The 17,816-nt window shown below is 42.9% G+C and carries 11 protein-coding genes; 4 read left to right on the top strand and 7 right to left on the bottom strand.

Features of this window, described 5'->3' with window-relative positions; all coding sequences use genetic code 11:
• Positions 1–169: 169 nt before the first annotated feature.
• A complete protein-coding gene (gene ydiJ / locus OCV39_RS05410) occupies positions 170–3,220 on the top strand; it encodes a D-2-hydroxyglutarate dehydrogenase YdiJ (RefSeq protein WP_261889186.1) in 3,051 nt (1,016 codons plus the stop codon).
• 206 nt (positions 3,221–3,426) lie between these two features.
• Positions 3,427–3,888, top strand: a complete 462-nt coding sequence (locus tag OCV39_RS05415) for a methyltransferase family protein (RefSeq protein ID WP_261889482.1) — start codon at positions 3,427–3,429, stop codon at positions 3,886–3,888.
• Between the two features lie 147 nt (positions 3,889–4,035).
• On the opposite strand, the gene OCV39_RS05420 is transcribed toward OCV39_RS05415, so the two are convergent.
• The 7 genes from OCV39_RS05420 to OCV39_RS05450 all read right to left on the bottom strand — a co-directional run bounded on the left by OCV39_RS05420 (position 4,036) and on the right by OCV39_RS05450 (position 12,629).
• Positions 4,036–4,764 carry a DUF3581 domain-containing protein gene (locus OCV39_RS05420; protein ID WP_261889187.1) on the bottom strand — a complete coding sequence of 243 codons (729 nt, stop codon included), beginning with the start codon at positions 4,762–4,764 and terminating at the stop codon, positions 4,036–4,038.
• Between the two features lie 231 nt (positions 4,765–4,995).
• Entirely contained in the window at positions 4,996–6,528 is a 1,533-nt protein-coding gene (gene hutH / locus OCV39_RS05425; protein ID WP_261889188.1) for a histidine ammonia-lyase, read from the bottom strand.
• Positions 6,529–6,542: 14 nt separating this feature from the next.
• On the bottom strand, positions 6,543–8,237 hold the full coding sequence (gene hutU, locus OCV39_RS05430; protein WP_113795330.1) for a urocanate hydratase: 1,695 nt from the start codon (positions 8,235–8,237) through the stop codon (positions 6,543–6,545).
• 108 nt (positions 8,238–8,345) lie between these two features.
• On the bottom strand, positions 8,346–9,386 hold the full coding sequence (gene hutG, locus OCV39_RS05435; protein WP_261889189.1) for a formimidoylglutamase: 1,041 nt from the start codon (positions 9,384–9,386) through the stop codon (positions 8,346–8,348).
• Positions 9,379–10,638, bottom strand: a complete 1,260-nt coding sequence (gene hutI, locus OCV39_RS05440) for an imidazolonepropionase (RefSeq protein WP_261889190.1) — start codon at positions 10,636–10,638, stop codon at positions 9,379–9,381. The genes hutG and hutI overlap by 8 nt, the downstream gene beginning before the upstream one ends.
• Before the next feature lie 115 nt (positions 10,639–10,753).
• Positions 10,754–11,467 (bottom strand): histidine utilization repressor, encoded by a 714-nt coding sequence (gene hutC, locus OCV39_RS05445; RefSeq protein WP_261889191.1) that lies wholly within the window; start codon positions 11,465–11,467, stop codon positions 10,754–10,756.
• A gap of 181 nt (positions 11,468–11,648) precedes the next feature.
• Positions 11,649–12,629 carry a DUF3187 family protein gene (locus OCV39_RS05450; protein ID WP_261889192.1) on the bottom strand — a complete coding sequence of 327 codons (981 nt, stop codon included), beginning with the start codon at positions 12,627–12,629 and terminating at the stop codon, positions 11,649–11,651.
• Positions 12,630–12,871: 242 nt separating this feature from the next.
• On the opposite strand from OCV39_RS05450, the gene OCV39_RS05455 reads away from it, so the two are divergent.
• Together OCV39_RS05455 and thrS are read left to right on the top strand one after the other, a co-directional pair.
• A complete protein-coding gene (locus OCV39_RS05455; RefSeq protein WP_261889193.1) occupies positions 12,872–15,424 on the top strand; it encodes an FG-GAP repeat domain-containing protein in 2,553 nt (850 codons plus the stop codon).
• 461 nt (positions 15,425–15,885) lie between these two features.
• Positions 15,886–17,814: a threonine--tRNA ligase gene (gene thrS, locus OCV39_RS05460; protein ID WP_261889194.1), complete on the top strand. Its 1,929-nt coding sequence runs from the start codon at positions 15,886–15,888 to the stop codon at positions 17,812–17,814.
• The last annotated feature ends 2 nt before the right edge of the window (positions 17,815–17,816 follow it).

Consider the following 17,816-nt stretch of genomic DNA (forward strand, 5'->3'; position numbering starts at 1 on the left):
TCATTGTGACTTGTAAAAATAAAAACGGAAGTACTTGTTTCATTTTCGTCTTGAGATTCTGATTTGATCACCTTTTTAGATGGTGTAAAGTGACTAAATTCAAAGAATAAGATTATTTTAACCAAAACCCATAGCTGATTGGATCAGCGTAGTAGGGGCAGGAAGCGCAATGTTACCAAGACTTCATTTAAATACGGATGTTGATCCCGTTGTCGTCTGCTTTTTAGACGAACTTAAAACCGCTGGTTTCTCTGGCGATATTGAATCTCAATATTCTAGCCGTCTCGCGGTGGCGACAGACAACAGTGTTTACCAACAACTCCCTCAAGCCGTTGTTCACCCTCGAACCACTCAAGATGTCATTCTTATTGGTAAGATTAGCTCAAATCCAAAATATGACCGAGTCACCTTCTCGCCTCGTGGCGGCGGTACGGGTACTAATGGTCAATCTTTGACGCAAGGTGTTGTGGTGGATCTTTCTCGCCACATGAATCAAGTTATTGAGATAAATGATAAAGAAGGTTGGGTTCGAGTTCAGTCTGGGATCGTCAAAGATCAGCTTAATGATGCTGTTCGTCCTTTTGGTTATTTCTTCTCTCCAGATCTATCAACCAGTAACCGAGCGACACTGGGCGGAATGGTTAATACCGATGCCTCTGGTCAGGGTTCGCTGAAATACGGCAAAACATCAGACCATGTTCTTTCTCTTCAAGCCGTTTTTGCCGATGGGTCTTGTTTCGAATCTGACTTATCTTGTGGTTTGCCAAGTGAAGATGAACTGGCTTATCAAGCTCTTTCGGTCACAGAGCAGGTGTGCCGAAACAAGCGAAGTCAAATTCTAGATAAATTCCCACCTCTGAACCGTTTCCTTACGGGTTATGATCTCAAAAATGCAATTGATGACGATACCAATGAATTCGATTTAACGCGGGTGCTGTGCGGAGCGGAAGGCTCTTTAGCTTTCATCACTGAAGCTAAATTGAATTTGACGCCAATTCCTAAAGCTCGAACGTTAGTGAATGTGAAGTACAACAGTTTTGATTCGGCGCTGCGCAATGCTCCCTTTATGGTAGAAGCGAATGCCTTGTCGGTTGAAACCATTGATTCAAAAGTATTGAACTTAGCCAAGCAAGATATTGTATGGCACACCGTGAGTGATCTGTTTACCGATGTTCCAGATAAAGAGATGCTGGGCGTTAATATGGTCGAATACGCAGGCCAAGATGAAGCTGAAGTTGAGTCCCAAATTAAAGCTCTGACAGACCAACTTGACGTGATGCTAGAAACTGAAGATGCGGGCATTATTGGTTACCAGATTTGTAACGATTTATCTGAGATCGGGCGCATTTATAATATGCGTAAAAAAGCGGTTGGGTTGCTGGGGGCGGCGAAAGGTCGTGCTAAACCTGTCGCATTTGCAGAAGATACCTGTGTCCCACCTGAAAACTTAGCGGATTTTATCGCTGAATTTCGTGAACTACTGGATGCGAAATCATTGAACTACGGTATGTTCGGGCATGTTGATGCGGGTGTACTTCATGTGCGTCCTGCACTGGACTTGTGCGATCCTCAACAAGAGCTACTGATGCACCAAATTTCGGATGAAGTGGTGAAGTTGGTGTCGAAGTATGGCGGTTTGATGTGGGGAGAGCATGGTAAAGGTTTCCGTTCTGAATACGGGCCGGAGTTTTTTGGACCTGAATTGTTCACAGAGTTGCGCCGTGTAAAAGCGGCGTTTGATCCGCTCAATAAAATGAACCCTGGGAAAATTTGTACTCCGCTTGATAGCGAGGCCGAGTTAGTTAAAGTGACGGGGACAAAACGTGGTTTTTATGACCGCCAGATTAATGTCCAAGTCCGTGATAGCTTTAAACAAGCGATGGAGTGTAACGGTAACGGACTGTGTTTTAATTACGATACTAGCTCGCCAATGTGTCCATCAATGAAAGTCACGGCTGACAGACGTCATTCTCCAAAAGGGCGTGCCGGACTCGTCAGGGAGTGGTTAAGGCAATTGACTGAGCAAGGCGTAGATATTTTGGATTTGGAACAACAAGTTCTTGAGTCGACGCCAACGATAAAAACCATGGTTGATAAAGTGAGGCATAGTTTCAATAAACGTCATGAAGAGGATTTCTCACATGAAGTTTATGAAGCGATGAATGGTTGTTTAGCGTGTAAAGCGTGTGCGAGTCAATGTCCGATCAAAGTCGATGTACCAAGTTTTCGTTCTCGTTTCCTGAATATCTATTACTCTCGTTACCAGCGTCCTGTAAAAGACTACTTGGTTGCGAATATTGAAACCATGCTGCCGCTTATGGCAAAAGCGCCTTTAGTGGTTAATACCGCTCTGTCGCAGCAATGGATCCAAAGCTTAACCGCCAAAACCGTTGGGTATGTAGACGCTCCGCTGCTGTCTGTCCCCACTTTAGAAAAGCGCTTAAGGAAGGCGAGCCTTCAAGAGTTTGACTTGCAAAGACTGGCTGGTCTTTCGAAACAAGATAGAGCCGATCATGTACTGATTGTGCAAGACCCATTTACTAGTTACTACGATGCACAAGTGGTAGAAGATTTTATCTTGCTGGTTGAACGTTTGGGTAAAGTGCCTGTGCTACTGCCTTTTAAACCCAATGGAAAAGCGCTACACATTAAAGGCTTTTTGAAAAAGTTTGCTCAAAGTGCGCAGTCGACATCGGCATTTTTGTCTCAAGTCGCTGATTTAGAAATCCCGCTGGTGGGCGTTGATCCTGCTCTTGTGCTCTGTTATCGAGATGAATATGTCGAGATCCTTGGCGATAAGCGAGGTGATTTTGATGTGTTAACCGTTCATGAGTGGCTATTACCCCGTTTGAATGAATTTGAGCTAGAGACTCAGGCTCGTTCGTCGGAATTGTCACCTTGGTATCTATTCTCACACTGTACTGAAAAAACAAAGCTACCGAACGCTGAAAAAGAGTGGGGCGCGATTTTCACTCATTTTGGTGGCGTGCTGAATACTGTGCCTGTTGGTTGCTGTGGCATGGCGGGTACGTTTGGCCATGAAGTGGATAAACTGCAGATGTCGAAAGATATTTATGGGCTCAGTTGGAAGCCAAGTTTAGCGGACTTACCGAAAGAGAGATGCTTAGTGACGGGATACTCATGCCGTAGCCAAGTGAAACGCTTTGAAGGAGTTAAGTTGGCGCATCCACTGCAAGCATTACTACAATTGGTTGACTAGGATACCGCTGATTAGGATACCGTTGTTTAGGATATAAGTGACACCAGAGTGATCTCAGCAACGCTGTTGGGCTTGTTCTGGTACATGCGAAGTGGGTTTATGTAAAACTGGTATATACAAAAATAGATTGTGGCTCGATAGTGTAAAGTCGAGTGCTGGAATCGATACGAATTGTATGAATAAGAATTAACAAGGAATGTTAAATGATGAAAGCTCTTGAATTAAAGATCCCTCCCGTTGCTGTTTTTATTGTTGTCGCTCTTCTTATGCATTTGGCTCATACGTTTGCAGCGGGGGCCCACATCGCCGTGCCATTCTCGTTGGCTATTTTATTCGTTTCAATCGCCATCAGTGGTGTGGTTGGTATTTCAGGTATTGTGGCGTTTCGCCAAGCTAAAACAACCGTGAACCCAGTTAAACCAGAAGAGGCATCTTCAGTGGTTGACAGTGGCATTTACCGATACACCCGAAACCCGATGTACTTAGGTTTGCTGGTGCTTCTGATTGGGCTTTCGATCTATTACCAAAACCTACTCAGCGTTGCGCTTAATATTGTCTTCGTTATGTATATGAATCGGTTTCAAATCGAGCCGGAAGAGGCGGTGCTAGAGAAGAAATTTGGGGAAGAGTACTTAGATTATAAGCAGAGTGTTAGGCGCTGGATATAGTCGGTATTATTCTAAAACGAATGGTTCTAAACAAACGGTTCTAAAGCGACTCAAACTTTTTAATTTGCCGGAATCAAAAAAGGAACCTAATAGTTCCTTTTTTGTTAATTGCTTCTAGCGTGTTTCTATTGGTTCGAATCAGTGTTGTTATGCTGCTGCTTGAGCAAACTGAGCAAGAAACATCTCTTTTCTTTCGTTGAAGCGATTGACGAGATCATCCACTGATGCTTGGTCATAAGGTTTAAGTCCACTTGCGACCATGCGCTTAACGCCTTTACCTACAACGATGCCATCTTCTTTAAATTCAAAGTTAAGCGTCACCACACCGCGTTTACCGTCAACATCAAAGCTTGCGCCAGCAAATGAGACTTCTGGGTGAGTGAGATCTAGGCGGCTGAATTCCACTTCCATGCTCTCATAAATCACTAAAGGACGCTGACAGTTGATCATCATCTGTTGCTCTTCCATCAGAGGCACCATGATGTGAGGGAAGTTCATACCAGAGAATTGTACGTAGTTCGTCACAACATGCTCAATGAACGCTGCGTCATGGCTAACGTCGCCTTGATGATTCATATGCAAATACTCTTTGCCATTAGAATCGATTAGCGAGCTCTCTTTCTCACTCTTATTTTCAACGCTCAGAGCAACACCATCACTGACCATTCCTGAGAAGTCAAAACGCATTTTTTGGCTAATGCCTTCTTTTTGAAGAAGAACGGCAAAGAGAAGATCGCCTGGCACACAAAAACGTTTGTTGTCTTCATCATGAATAGGGTTGAAGTCGCCCGCTACTTTTTTAGCAAAATGACTTGCTTGTTCACGAGTGAATTGGAATCGTTTGTCTGCGTTTGAAAAATAAGGAGATAGAAACATAATTCTCAGCTTGTTGAAAAATCTGTGCTGATTATATCCAACTATCTTCATTTAATGGTCTATCCAGTTGCTGATATGAATAAATTGACTCAGTTCGCGGGTTTTTGTTAATAAAAAAGACCACCGATAATCGATGGTCTAGATGAGGTTCACTTTCTAAGCTAACAATCTAACAATCTATCAAGCTAATTAATTTAGCGATGCCAGAGATGGAAATGACACAGAGTTAAATTAGTAACTGCATAGAACGCTATCAGGCATTAGGTGGTTGTGAACGGCTGACTTTAATAATGCGTTCGCTTTTTCAATGTCTGGAGCAAAATAGCGGTCTTTATCATAGAAGGCGACTTTTTCACGCAAGATGGATTTGGCTTCTTCAATGCGAACTGATGATTTCGTTGGCGCTCGGAAATCAAGACCCTGTGCAGAGGATAGATACTCAACCGCTAGGATCCCACGTGTATTTTCGGCCATGTAGCGAAGGCGACGCGCGGCATAAGTCGCCATAGAAACATGATCTTCTTGGTTTGCAGACGTCGGTAAGCTATCTACAGAGGCAGGATGAGCCAAACTCTTGTTTTCACTTGCCAGAGCGGCAGCGGTTACTTGAGCGATCATAAATCCTGAGTTTACGCCACCATTGTCTACAAGAAACGGTGGTAATTTACTTAAGGCACTATCAATCAGCAGGGCCATGCGTCGCTCTGATAAACTTCCCATCTCGGCAATCGCAAGTGCAAGGTTATCCGCCGCCATTGCTACAGGTTCAGCATGGAAGTTACCGCCCGAAATAATGTCGCCATCTTCAGCAAACACTAGTGGGTTGTCTGACACTGAGTTCGCTTCAACTTGCAAAATATCGGCTGAATTTCGGATCTGTTGTAAGCAGGCTCCCATCACTTGTGGTTGGCAGCGCAATGAATACGGGTCTTGCACTTTTTCGCACGCGGTATGTGATTCGCCAATCTCGCTGCTGCTATCTAGAAGGTGGCGATAAGCGGTGGCAGCATCCATCTGCCCACGATGTCCACGAACGCGATGAATACGCGGATCAAACGGACGACGGCTTCCCAATGCCGCTTCTACAGACATGGCACCACATACGGTTGCTGAGGCGAAAAGATCTTCCGCTTCAAACAACCCTTCTAGAGCAAAAGCGGTTGAAGCTTGAGTTCCGTTAAGTAGCGCAAGCCCTTCTTTTGGCGCAAGCGTGATCGGGTCTAGCCCCGCAATTTTAAGCGCTTCAAGCCCAGACATGATTTTACCATTATGGCGAGCTTGGCCTTCCCCAAGCAACACGGTACTCATGTGAGCCAATGGGGCTAAATCGCCTGATGCACCCACAGAACCTTTTTGCGGTACGCATGGGTACACTTGAGAATTAACCAATTCAATCAGTGCGTTGATTACTTTCAATCGAATGCCAGAGTAGCCACGTGACAAGCTGTTGATCTTGAGCACCATCATTAAACGAACGGTCTCATCTGACATGAATTTGCCAATACCAGCGGCATGCGAAAGGACAATACTGCGCTGTAATGTTTCTAAATCTTCTGGCGCAATTCGTGTGTTCGCTAATAGGCCAAAACCAGTATTGATACCATAAACGGTTCTGTCTTCGGCAATCACTTGCTCAACAACACGGGTGCTAGCCTCGATGTCAGGAATGGCGTCAGGATTAAGTGACAGATTAATAGGAGCACGGCTGACGCTGCGAAGTTCAGATAAGCTCAAGTGGCCTGGATTAAGGTGTAAATTTATCATGGTCATATCTTCCATTACAGACGGCTAAGTTCAGCGTTTAACATAGGTAGGTCGAGTTTTTGATCTTTGGCGCACTGTTTGGCAATGTCATAACCCGCATCAGCATGGCGCATCACACCCGTTGCCGGATCGTTATGCAATACACGAGCGATACGCTCAGAAGCGTCATCACTGCCGTCACAGCAAATTACCATTCCAGAGTGTTGTGAGAATCCCATGCCTACACCACCACCGTGATGCAGAGAAACCCAAGTCGCACCGCCTGCCGTATTGAGTAGGGCATTAAGCAGCGGCCAATCAGAAACGGCATCGGACCCATCCATCATACCTTCGGTTTCACGGTTAGGACTCGCGACCGATCCCGAATCTAAGTGATCTCGGCCGATGACGACTGGCGCTTTCAGCTCGCCATTTTTTACCATCTCATTGAATGCTTGGCCTAAACGTTCACGATCTTTTAATCCCACCCAACAAATACGAGCAGGGAGACCTTGGAACTGAATGCGTTCACGCGCCATATCTAGCCAGTTATGCAGTTGCGGGTTATCTGGAATAAGCTCTTTCACTTTTTGATCTGTTTTGTATATATCTTCAGGATCGCCAGACAGAGCAGCCCAACGAAATGGCCCAATACCTTCACAGAATAGAGGTCGAATATAAGCGGGAACAAATCCAGGGAAGTCGAAAGCGTTTTCTACCCCTTCTTCTAGCGCCATTTGACGAATGTTATTGCCGTAATCGACAGTTGCTGCGCCGCGATCTTGTAGGTCGAGCATGGCTTGCACTTGGATCGCCATGGACTGTTTAGCGGCTTTTACTACCTTCGCTTCATCTTCCAAACGTTCTTGTGCTGCTTTCTCCATTGACCAGCCTTGTGGGAGATAGCCATTCAGAGGGTCGTGAGCCGAAGTTTGGTCGGTTACTACGTCAGGAGTGATATTACGTTCAACAAGTTCTGGGAAAACATCTGCTGCGTTACCAAGAAGCCCAACAGAAATCGGTGTGTCAGACTCTTTTATCATCGCCATTGCTTCATCTAAGCTGGTGGCTTTTTTATCGACATAACCCGTACGTAGGCGGTAATCAATTCGTGATTCATCACATTCGACTGCGATCATAGAGAAGCCAGCCATAGTCGCCGCAAGAGGTTGTGCTCCGCCCATACCGCCAAGACCTCCAGTTAATACCCATTTTCCTTTGGCTTCACCTTGGAAGTGTTTCTTAGCAATGGCGACAAAAGTTTCGTATGTCCCTTGAACAATGCCTTGCGAGCCAATGTAGATCCAACTTCCTGCTGTCATTTGCCCGTACATCATCAAGCCTTTTTTATCTAGCTCATTGAAGTGCTCCCAATTGGCCCAGTGTGGAACAATATTGGAGTTGGCGATTAATACGCGCGGTGCATTCTTGTGAGTCGGGTAAACACCGACAGGCTTACCAGATTGAACTAACAGTGTTTGGTCATCTTCAAGACGCTCAAGAACTTCAACAATTTTGTCATAGCATTCCCAGTTTCGTGCCGCTCGACCGATACCGCCGTAGACAACCAGCGCGTGTGGATGCTCGGCAACGTCTGGGTCTAAATTATTCATTAACATGCGAAGTGGTGCTTCTGTTAACCATGATTTGGCGCGTAACGTTGTGCCGTGTGGTGCACGTATGGTGCGTGAAGTGTCGAGACGTGGATCAGACGAGTGTTGTTCCGTCATGGTAATGCTCCTTTAAAGGTCAGTTTCACGTTATGGAGGTCTCTTTTGAACCTCTCATTGATTTAGGTGTTGTTTTACAATTTTTATCTAGTGATCATAATTTTGCCGCTAAATAGTGGGCTTTTGATACGACTCATCGGACATAGCGTTGGCAATATCCCAACACAGTCGAGCCGCCAATCGAGCCGTTTGTCCATCGATGTCAAAGTTCGGGTTGTACTCTGCTATGTCAGCAATAATCAGTTTGTTTTTACAATCTAAAATGCGTTCTAGAAAAGGAGCGATGGTATCGTAGCTGACACCACGGGCGGCTGGGGCACTCACACCCGGAGCGGTTGCTGCTGGGAACACATCAAGGTCGATGGTGAGGTAGATAAAATCACACGCATCAATAAAATGCTGTAACTGGGTCAATTGATACACATGATTAAAGTGCGAAAGCTCGGTGTCTTCGACGTACCAAACGTTAAGATCATCCGCGCGTTTGAAGAGTGCGGCTGTGTTACTCGCTCGACTCACCCCTAAACAGGCGTAGTGAAATGGCCAGTTGTTTTCAGAGCAAAAATGTTGGATCTGATTGAATGGTGTACCCGAGCTCGGTTTTATGTCAGGTAGGTCGCTTTCAAAGCTGCGCAAGTCAAAATGGGCATCAAAGTTGATAATGCCAATTCTAGGTGGAATGCTTGCGGTTTTAGATTGCGCGTTTATATGCTTGGCCAAACCTTGGAATGAAGCCCACGCGACTTCATGCCCACCACCTAATGTAATTACTGGGCTGTGTTGAAGGGCTTGAGCAATGACATCAGCACATTGAGTTTGACTGGATTCGAGTTGGTCGCCATCACATGAAATATTACCAAAATCATGAATAGTCGAATATTGGTGCCATGCCATATTCGCTAATGCCTGACGAATAAGATTTGGGGCTTGATGCGCTCCAATTCTACCTTTGTTGCGTTTTACTCCAGCATCACATTCGAACCCGACAATTGCGACGTGTTTGTTTGATTCAAACTGATCAGTAACTTGGGAGTCCTGAGAACTTACGGTTTGAGTAATGTGATGAACACGAGTCCCTAACGCTCCATCTTCTTTGTCATCTCGCCCATGCCATTTAAAATTGTGAGAGGTGTGTTTTGAACTAGACATGGTTTATCTCTCCGTGATTGCATAACTGATTGATGAAGCCGCTGCTTACTTTCCCATTCACAATATGATGAGCTAAGCGGGGAGTTCCCACTTGATAGCTCAAATCGGCAGGATGCTCTATATTCCAAATCGCGAAATCAGCATCGAAGCCCTCATTTATTTGTCCTCGGGAATCCTGTTTGCCAATAGCTTGCGCGGCATGGCTCGTAACGCCTCTTAATGCCTCTTCTGGCGTAAGTCCGAATAGAGTGCAGGCCATGTTCATCATGAGTGTTAAATCTGCAAACGGTGATGTTCCGGGGTTGAGATCCGAAGCGATTGCCATTGGTATATGGTGCTTTCGGAGTAGATTAATAGGAGGTTGCTGAGTTTCTCTTAAGAAGTAGAATGCGCCAGGTAACAAGGTCGCGACGGTATTCGATTGGGCCAGTGCTTTAACGCCATCACTGTCCAAGTATTCAATGTGATCAACCGAGAGGGCGCCGTATTCCGCGGCAAGCGCACTGCCCCCAAGGTTACTGAGTTGCTCGGTATGACCTTTTATTTTGAGGCCATGTTCTAATGCCGTTTGGAAGACTTTTTGCGTCTGATTCAAATTGAAACCGATGCTTTCACAAAAGACATCGACACTGTCTGCGAGTTGTTCTTGGGCGGCCAGTGGAATGATCTCAGAACAGACGTATGAAATGTAATCGTCTGGACGGTTGGTAAATTCTGGAGGGAGTGCGTGAGCTGCCAATAAGGTAGTTGATACTTTAATATTGCGGTGATTTTCTAGCATTTTCGCCGCGCGAAGCATCTTCAGTTCATCGTGTAAATTTAGCCCGTAGCCAGATTTGATCTCTACTGAAGTCACGCCTGAGCGGATAAGACCATCTAAACGGGGTAGGGCAAGTTCAATGAGTTGTTCTTCGGTTGCGTTCCTTGTGGCTTTAACCGTCGATAGTATTCCACCGCCTTGTTTGGCAATTTCTTGGTAGGGAATACCTTTAAGGCGCATTTCAAACTCGTTGGCACGATTACCTGCATAGACAAGGTGAGTATGAGCATCAATAAGCCCCGGAGTCACTAACTTCCCTTGGCAATCGATTTGTTGATAATCACTAAGTTCGATTGGTTGAATGTCGACACTTGAGTTAATTGAATGGATCTTGCCCTGTTTAACTACCACGGTTTTTGGCTCTGTGACTTGATAGCCATATTCACCAGTTTGCATTGTGACTAAACAAGCGTTGGTAAGAACTAAATTCATATGAGAACTCAACTTCGACGTAAATTTAAATGTATATACAAATAAATAGAGCAAAAATTAGCGTTCGACAAGTCTAATGTTACTAAAATGTGATCGGAAGGTAGAGTAATATGCTTTAGTTCAACTCAATCTTAGAGGTAAGTTTGTATTTGCTTCCTGGGTGGTAGAGTAAAGCTGAACTCACTAATTTATCACCACTCCATGTGCGGCGATTAAGTAGAAGGCAGGGTTCATTATCGGAAAGTGCTAATGAGGCTTTAATATTCGACTCTGGAACAATGGCTTCTACGCTATGTTCAATGGCGCTCAATGGACAGTTGTTGGAGAGGTATTGATTGGGTGTCACTTTGGAAAAGTTTTGATCTAAATAATCCGGTGCATAGATAGCATTTACCCAGCGGACTTCGAGTTGAATTGGACTATTGTCCTCAAAATGAATGATTTCACTATAAAAAACATCAGATCCAATTCTGATGCCTAATTTGATCGCGACGGGTTCATCGGCTTTGATCGCAATCTGTTTTACGACTTGATTGTGATACTGCTTCCCTCTGGTTGAGACTTCTTCAGCGATGTTTCTAATATCAAGCAGTGGTGACTCTGCCTTCTCATCTTGCTGACAAACAAAAGTGCCTAATCGAGGTTTTCGTACTAGTTTACCTTCTGCGACAAGATCTCGAATGGCTTTGTTTACCGTCATCCGGCTCACATTAAACTGAGTGGTCAACTCCAACTCTGTAGTGATCTTATGCCCAACCGGCCACAAGCCTGAATTGATATTATCGGCGATGAACTGGCGGATCTGAACGTAGAGCGGAGAGTTGGACATGGTCATACTTACTTTTAATTGACTATACAAATAGAGTAAGCCATCTGTGCAAAATTTCAATAGCTTTGATTGAGCAATGAATTTTAGGAGTGGAAATTTTGGGAGTGGACAGTAGGCAGGGTTTAGTGAAGAGAACATTAATCTAAGGAGCGTAATTTAAGGCAAACTCATCAAAGAATCCTTAGTGTAAAGATAAGTGATAACGGTACCCAATCGTAAAAGCGATGTCAGTGCTGTTATCCATATTAAATAAATTTTCGGTTAGAGAAATCTCTAGAGCCGATTGAGGCATGGTATAGCGGTAACCAAGCACAAACTCATTCGATGCTTCAGAAAAACTTTTAGGCGTATCAATGGCACCTTCGTACCAACGGTATTCAAGATGTAGCTCGTGATTAGGTGCAATCTGATATTGATAACCCAAGATGAGTGACAATGTCACTTTTTTGTGTGTTAGCTGTGTGAATATCCGTTCAGTGTCATGAATAGCCAATCCAACCGTGCTAAATAGTTGGTGAGAGAGGTTTCGATAGCTGTAGTTAATCTGTACGGCTTGCTCAAAGTCACTGCCTTTAAATGTTCCGCTATTGACGTGGTTATAATATATCGAACCTCCTAATGACAACCCGTGATTCTGTTCATTTAGCCACTGATATTGGAGATATAAAGTGGTGGCACTGGAAAGTGTATCGCTTTGGAAGTCCTCTATGTCTATATCATATTGTGGGATTGAAATTGAGAATTGATGGTTACTTGCCTCATCACGTCCGTTTTGATCAATGCCAAACAGCTGGTGGAAGCTTTTCGTTAATCCATCTAAATGGTTATCACCTGCATAATTGAGTCTGTATCCGAGATCTATTTGCCAGCGTTCATCTAATTGCCATTTTCCGCCTACATTGACCTGGTTTTGATAATAATCAATCGAATATTCATCGGTATGCGCCCAGATACTCGCGGCTGTGAAATTGGCGTAAAGCTCGACATTGTTCTCTGTTAGAGAGTAGCCAGACCGTAGTTGAGGGGTAAGGCTATTGGATTGTAATGGAGACTGAGCATATGCATTCAAAGGGCCATAGTTGTGCGCTTCTAACGCAAAACTTGATGATGTTAGAAGTAAAAAAGTAAGAACAATAAAAGAGTGAATGTTTGTTCTTATCAACTTGCCCCCTGCATGCGACGTTCTTTCATTTAAGTTTAGCTAATAAATATGAAGTACGAGGGTATTTGTTCTGCCAAAGAAATTAAGCGTTTATTCACTAACAAATGAGATGCTGAATAGGAGTATAAGTTGTTGTGAATCATTTTGGTGTGACATTCTATGAAAATATGCATCTAGGTGATGTAAAGCTGGTTCTCATTTTGTAGTATCTGCGGCCCAAACCAATCTATTTAGAAAATCAAATGAAAACAATAAAATACAAAAGGGTGCTAGGCATTCTTGGCTTAGCTTTATTATTAACAGCTTGTGGCGGCGGAGAGTCATCATCCACAAATAATTCAGGCAGTAGTACTGTAGAAACTTCATTATCTCCAAAATTTGCTTCCATCTTTTCTCAAAAAATAAATTCTGAGAAACATGCACTATTTAATCTGAATGATCCTATACCTACGAGTAAACAGGACCAACGTTTTATTGGAGAGCTGAAGGCTACCAATGTAAACAGTGGTGTTGTCCAAAATTTAGATTGGTCAGTGACTTTGCGATCTGATGGAACTGTAGAATCACATGGAGTAATTTCTTTAACACCAGGAGTATATGATTTTGTTCTGATCCTAGAGCGCGCTGGTAATCAATATATTGCTCAATCTCTTGCCCAGGAAATAGAGGCAGGCAGTGATATAAATATTGGTTTGACACTACTACCAAATATAGGTGACACGATTACTGATATTGACAATGTAGGCTTTCTGTCAACGATGAAATTCGAATATCCGTCATCAGATCTCATCAACTTCAATGAGCCGAAATTTGGTATGTCACTTAACCAGGGCGATGAATTCATTTTTGACATTAATAAAAATATCGGGATTACGGAAGTTACTGTGAATGTTGAGGCAGGATCTCATCAGGTAGGCCTTAATTTTTACGAAGGCAGTATCATCGTGGGGACCAATGACGGTAATACAACAATCAATTTGGGAGAAAGTGAAGATGTAAGTATAGACATTGTCCCGTTACAAGCAGATGTTAACTTCTCACTTGATCGTCTAGTGGATAACGGTGAATTTATTATTAATATTCCAAAAATTATTGTTGATGAAGCAAGTGGTGAAGAGCATGTGTCTTTATTGGTTAGAATGAATGCTGGAGATCATCTTGTACAGGAGCAAACATTAGAGGTTATTGATAGTAATGGTATTTATAAAGCTTCAAGTAACTTTGAGACTTATGGTGAGGACATTTTAACTGCATACCTGGCTTTCTATAATACAGATACAAAAGTTCCTAGCTCTAGCGATATTCCTTATGCAAGTTGTACCGCGGTGATAAACGTCGAAAGCCATCAAGTACTAGGCTGTAAGCTTGAACTTAAAAGAAACAGTGTTATCAGTGGCCGCTTACTGAGTTCTTTTATGCTCAATGTTATAGAAGAAAGTGGTGCACCAGTTGCTGGCGCTGAAGTGTATTTAAATGGGAAGTTGATTGGCTTAACTGGAGATACTTACTCAAGTGGGTCATTGAAAACCCACCAAGTAGCTGGGGACTATGAGTTAAAGGTAAAAACAAACTTGAAGCTGCATGAGTCGGTTTTTTCTCTAAAACCACTTCAAGTACTTAATAAAGTAGTCACACTGGAGCCAATACAGATAAGTGGTGTCGATCTTGTTGATTCGGGCCAAAGAATTGAAACAAAGAGCTCCAGATCAAATCGTATCATTGCAGATTTCAACAATAATGGCTTTTTAGATATCTTTGAACCTAACTCGGGTACCAGCGTCGGAGTTAACGGTGACGTACTTTGGATAAATGACGGACAGGGTAACTTCTCTCATCATAGCGAAATTTTAGATCCAGTGAATTCTCAAAATGATAGTTCAACAGTAGCTGCTGGTGACCTAACTGGTGATGGTTATTTAGATTTAGTTATCGGCGGCGTAAATAAGAGGCCTCTTGCGGTATATAAAAATGACGGTAAGGGTAATTTTACAAAGTTTCATGAAATAAACTTCGATCGAAATATAAATCATGTAAGGCTAGTCGATGCAAATGGTGATGGTGATTTAGATTTAGCCGTTCAATATAGACTCTATTCTGTAGAGTATGTAAAGATATACATCAATGATGGTTCTTCAAAATTCAAAGATACACCTGATTTTTCAATCTCAAAGATTTGCGATTATCGTGGAATGTTGGATATAGATTTTGCAGACATTAATAACAATGGAAAGTATGACTTAGTTGCTTCGTGCTATACCAATTATGATTCGGATACAATTCCAGATAGTAAGTTGTACCTAGGAAATGGAGATGGGTCGTTTAAGCTTTCTGATGTTCGCTTCAAAGGCGTAAATGCGCAAAGCACGGCTATTGCAGATCTAAATCGGGATGGATTTAAGGATATAGTCATTGGTGCGAGGGATTGGTATAACCAGAACCTAGGTGGCGTAAGTAAAATATTTTGGAACGATGGAAATGGTACTTTTACTGATTTTGAACTACCAAAGTTTCCTGATGGCTCTGATGGTGAAACATTAAACATCGCAGATATGAATGGTGATGGTAATCTTGATATTCTAGCTTTTAATGCTGAAAATAATGTTTATCTTATTTATTATTTTGATGGAAAAGGAAATGTTGCCGCTCAAGAGCATGTAATGCAGGGTTTAAAGGACAATATTTATCCTCAGTTATATCCTGCAGATTTGAATGGTAACGATAGAGTTGATGTCTATTTAGCTACGACGCTAATGCAAAACTCATCTAGAGTGTATTTTAATGTGGCGAAAGATTGAATTTAAAACTGTAGGGCATTTTTAAGCCCTAGTTTATTGTTCTAATCGAAAAGTGTAACTAGTCTCTCATGCAGTGGGCAACTATGGTCATTGTATGAGAGTTCAATTTAAACAACTATTTTTGAAAGTAGTAAGACATAATGTATATATAGTAAATCATGTAATAAAAATGTATACTCTTGATATATCAGCGATATAAATTAAATGACTTACATATTTTTGTTTCATAAACAAATTGACCTTTCTTATTATCCATTTATATCAATTTACCTTGTAGCATTGTCATTTCATTTCAATTCGCTACAATGCCCTTAGTATTTAGGAGGGCGCATCCGTACTTGTACCCAAATTTGTACCAAATCAATTAAACCCACTAACACTTTAATTTAACTCTTTGTTTTTGAAGTGTAAAAACTTAGCATGTGTCGCTTAGTGTGCGACACCACTGTAAAGGATAATATATGCCTGTAATAACTCTTCCTGACGGTAGTCAACGTCCGTTCGATGCTCCAGTTTCAACTCTAGATGTAGCCGCTTCAATTGGTCCTGGTCTTGCGAAAGCAACCATTGCTGGTCGTGTTGATGGTCAACGTGTTGATGCCTGTGATCTAATCGAAAATGATGCAAGCCTTGAGATCATCACTGCAAAAGATGAAGAAGACGGTTTAGAAATCGTTCGTCACTCATGCGCTCACTTGCTTGGTCATGCGGTTAAACAGCTTTTCCCTGAAGCAAAAATGGCGATTGGTCCAACCATCGACAACGGCTTCTACTACGATATCGATCTTGAGCATTCGCTAACCCAAGAAGATCTTGATGCCATTGAAAAACGCATGAAAGAGCTAGCGAAGACTAAATATCAAGTTGTTAAAAAGACGGTAAGCTGGCAGGAAGCTCGCGATGCTTTTGAAGCGCGCGGTGAGACGTACAAGATTGAAATTTTGGATGAGAACGTTTCTAAAGACGATCGTCCAGGTCTGTACCATCACGAAGAATACATCGATATGTGTCGTGGTCCACACGTTCCGCATATGGGTTTCTGCCAACACTTCACGCTATTAAACGTTGCGGGTGCATACTGGCGTGGTAACAGTGACAACAAGATGCTTCAACGTATCTACGGTACTGCCTTCCACGATAAGAAAGCACTTAAAGCGCATTTAACGCGTCTAGAAGAAGCAGCAAAACGTGACCACCGTAAAATTGGTAAGCACTTGGATCTATTCCATATGCAGCAAGAAGCACCGGGTATGGTCTTCTGGCACCACAACGGTTGGTCTATCTTCCGTGATCTAGAAGTCTTTATTCGTCAAAAACTGACTGAATATGATTACCAAGAAGTAAAAGGTCCATTAATGATGGATCGCGTTCTTTGGGAGCGTTCTGGTCACTGGGACAAGTACGCTGAAGCGATGTTCACAACGAGTTCAGAGAACCGTGAATACGCGATTAAACCAATGAACTGTCCAGGTCACGTGCAAATCTTTAATCAAGGTTTGAAATCGTACCGCGACCTACCATTGCGTATGGCTGAATTCGGTTCATGTCACCGTAACGAACCATCAGGTGCACTACACGGCATTATGCGTGTTCGTGGTTTTACTCAAGATGATGCTCACGTGTTCTGTACTGAAGCTCAAGTGCAAGATGAAGTGAAATCATGTATTGAGATGGTTTACGATACATACACCACATTTGGTTTTGAAAACATTGTCGTTAAGCTATCTACGCGCCCTGAACAGCGTGTTGGTTCTGACGAAATGTGGGACAAAGCAGAAGCCGATTTGAAACTTGCTTTAGAATCTATGGATATCGCTTACGAGATCCAAGAAGGTGAGGGTGCGTTCTACGGACCGAAAATTGAATTTACTTTGTATGATTGTCTGGATCGTGCGTGGCAATGTGGTACAGTGCAGCTCGATTTTGCACTTCCTGAACGTTTAGGTGCAACATACGTAGGTGAAGATAACGAGCGTCATACGCCAGTTATGATTCACCGAGCAATTCTAGGTTCACTTGAGCGTTTTATTGGTATTCTTATTGAAGAGTACGCTGGCTTCTTCCCTACGTGGTTGGCGCCAGAACAAGCAATTGTAATGGGCATAACTGACAAACAAGCAGATTATGTGCAAGAAATTACAAAAAAACTGCAAAAAAGTGGATTTAGAGTAAAAGCGGACTTGAGAAATGAGAAGATAGGCTTTAAAATCCGCGAACATACTTTGAAACGTGTACCGTATATGCTCGTTTGTGGTGACCAAGAAATGGAAGCCGGCGAAATTGCAGTACGTACCCGTAAGGGCAAGGACTTAGGCAAGTTTAAAGTGGATGACTTTATTTCATACATCCAAGCCGAAGTTTCAAGCCGTAAGCTCAATCTGGAGGAATAGCT

The sequence above is a fragment of the Vibrio cortegadensis genome (genome assembly GCF_024347395.1).
GTDB lineage: Bacteria > Pseudomonadota > Gammaproteobacteria > Enterobacterales > Vibrionaceae > Vibrio > Vibrio cortegadensis.

Bases quoted from the DNA above. Each gene is read 5' to 3' on its own strand.
- OCV39_RS05420 (WP_261889187.1), bottom strand. From the start codon at position 4,764: ATGTTTCTATCTCCTTATTTTTCAAACGCAGACAAACGATTCCAATTC.
- OCV39_RS05455 (WP_261889193.1), top strand. From the start codon at position 12,872: ATGAAAACAATAAAATACAAAAGGGTGCTAGGCATTCTTGGCTTAGCT.
- ydiJ (WP_261889186.1), top strand. From the start codon at position 170: ATGTTACCAAGACTTCATTTAAATACGGATGTTGATCCCGTTGTCGTC.
- hutI (WP_261889190.1), bottom strand. From the start codon at position 10,638: ATGAATTTAGTTCTTACCAACGCTTGTTTAGTCACAATGCAAACTGGT.
- OCV39_RS05415 (WP_261889482.1), top strand. From the start codon at position 3,427: ATGAAAGCTCTTGAATTAAAGATCCCTCCCGTTGCTGTTTTTATTGTT.
- hutC (WP_261889191.1), bottom strand. From the start codon at position 11,467: ATGTCCAACTCTCCGCTCTACGTTCAGATCCGCCAGTTCATCGCCGAT.
- hutU (WP_113795330.1), bottom strand. From the start codon at position 8,237: ATGACGGAACAACACTCGTCTGATCCACGTCTCGACACTTCACGCACC.
- hutH (WP_261889188.1), bottom strand. From the start codon at position 6,528: ATGATAAATTTACACCTTAATCCAGGCCACTTGAGCTTATCTGAACTT.
- thrS (WP_261889194.1), top strand. From the start codon at position 15,886: ATGCCTGTAATAACTCTTCCTGACGGTAGTCAACGTCCGTTCGATGCT.
- hutG (WP_261889189.1), bottom strand. From the start codon at position 9,386: ATGTCTAGTTCAAAACACACCTCTCACAATTTTAAATGGCATGGGCGA.